General features: G+C 28.8%; 3 protein-coding genes. All 3 read right to left on the bottom strand.

Annotation, left to right across the window (positions count from 1 at the left end):
- Positions 1–273: 273 nt before the first annotated feature.
- Positions 274–960: a 50S ribosomal protein L1 gene (gene rplA, locus EHV01_RS05035; protein WP_422066500.1), complete on the bottom strand. Its 687-nt coding sequence runs from the start codon at positions 958–960 to the stop codon at positions 274–276.
- 2 nt (positions 961–962) lie between these two features.
- Entirely contained in the window at positions 963–1,454 is a 492-nt protein-coding gene (gene rplK / locus EHV01_RS05030; RefSeq protein WP_422066499.1) for a 50S ribosomal protein L11, read from the bottom strand.
- An 84-nt stretch (positions 1,455–1,538) separates the two neighbouring features.
- A complete protein-coding gene (locus tag EHV01_RS05025) occupies positions 1,539–1,706 on the bottom strand; it encodes a hypothetical protein (RefSeq protein WP_422066498.1) in 168 nt (55 codons plus the stop codon).
- Between the last annotated feature and the right edge of the window lie 340 nt (positions 1,707–2,046).

The following is a 2,046-nucleotide window of genomic DNA, read 5'->3' as shown; positions in this document are numbered from 1 at the left end:
GTWATTATTTTTTTCATTAATTATTTACCTCCATATATTAAAAATATACCTAATTTTAGGTATATTTTATAAATATCAAGAGTTTTCGACAAAATTAAAGCAAAATTTTAAACCTCTATCTTCATCCAGTTTTAGCACCATTATTAGTACTCTTTTCAGGCATTGGAATTTATGGCGTTTCAACTTTAGTTAGTTATCTAGCATTATTTTCGTTAAGAACTAAAAAGAAACAAAAAAGAAAAAGATTAACAATTGTTAATCTTTTTTCCTTTTTTATAATTCAATTAAAACTTTAATTCCTGGTCCCATTGTTGTTGTGATAGCAATATTTTTAATATATGCTCCCTTAACAGCCGCTGGTTTTGCCTTACGAATTGTTTCATAAATTACATCATAATTAGCTTTTAAATCTTCAACTTTAAATGATGCTTTTCCAATAATTGAATGAATGTTTCCATTTTTATCAACACGATATTCAACTTTTCCTTTTTTAACATCACCAATTGCTTTAATAACATCTGGAGTAACTGTTCCTGTTTTAGGGTTTGGCATTAATCCTTTTGGCCCTAATAATTTTCCAATTTTTCCTAATTCTGCCATAATATCTGGTGTTGCGATAATAACATCATAATCAAATCAGTTTTCTTTTTGAATTTTTTCAATTAAATCTTTACCACCAACAAAATCAGCACCTGCTGCTTTAGCATCAGCTTCCTTGCTATTTGTTAAAACTAAGATTCGTTGTGTTTTTCCTGTTCCTTTTGGTAACACAACAGCTCCACGAATTTGTTGGTCAGCATGACGTGGATCAACGTTTAAATTAAAGGCAACTTCAACGGTTGAGTCAAATTTTGTTGTTGCAATTTGTTTTGCTAATTCAATTGCTTCTGCAATTGGGTATACCTTATTTTTATCAACTAATTCAGCAACTTTATTATATTTTTTACCAAATTTTGCCATTCTTAGTTTTTCTCCTTCTTACTTGGCATACCTTCAACAACAATCCCCATATTACGAGCAGTTCCTTCAATAATATGCGTTGCTGCTTCAACATCATTTGCGTTTAAATCAACAAGTTTATATTCCGCAATTTTGCGAACTTCATCAGCTGAAATTGTTGCTACCTTTTCATCTTTTGCCTTTGCTGATCCCTTTTGGATTTTTGTTGCTTTTTTTAATAAAATCGCTGCTGGTGTTGTTTTTAATTCAAATTTAAATGTCTTATCATCAAAAGCAGTAATAACAACTGGAACAACATCACCCATTCGTTCTTTTGTTGCATCATTAAACTGTGTACAAAATTGAGGCATATTAATTCCTAATGAAGCTAATTCTGGCCCTGGTTTTGCTTGTCCTGCTTGAAATTCTAATTTTGCAATTCTTGTAATTCTTGCCACGAGCAATTTCCTCCTTTTAATTAAATTCTCGCTGTGGTCCAAACGTAATGTTACCATTACTACCACATTTAAGCATATTCTAAATAGTAGAATAAATGCCTAATTAATTATAACAATAAAAAAATAAAAAACAACTTTATTTTATTCAAGAATACTACATGTTGAAGCAATTGTACTAGTAATTTCAGCTGAAATAGCGCTAAGAAAGGCAATAGTGGCGGCAAGAGGGGGAAATAATAAGGAAAGACCCGCTGAAATTCCTAAAACACTAGCAGTTAAAAACCCATAATTACTACAATCTGTTAACACATTAAAATTGTTATTAGAATGCGAACGATTACGTATTAAATCTAAATTATCTTGATATTTTTTTATTTGTTGTTTTAATTGATTAATTTCTTGCTCAATATCTGATTTTCAATTGAATTTTAATTATGTTAATAATATTAGTAAACTCTCGTAAATAAGTTTTTAAAGTTTCGATAGTATTAAACACTCAAAGAATTTCAGCATTATAATCAAGCTTAGGAATAACTGTATCAATAGACTTCTTGCATAACCTAGTTATTTTAAAATTCCTATAAAATATATTTAAAATAGAAATTATAGGAATCTAAAATTATGAAATTTGATAAATTTGATNNNTTTA

The sequence above is a fragment of the Spiroplasma sp. hy2 genome (genome assembly GCF_044714365.1).
Classification (GTDB): domain Bacteria; phylum Bacillota_I; class Bacilli_A; order Mycoplasmatales; family Mycoplasmataceae; genus Spiroplasma; species Spiroplasma phoeniceum.
This window is presented reverse-complemented; position numbering and strand designations above follow the sequence as displayed.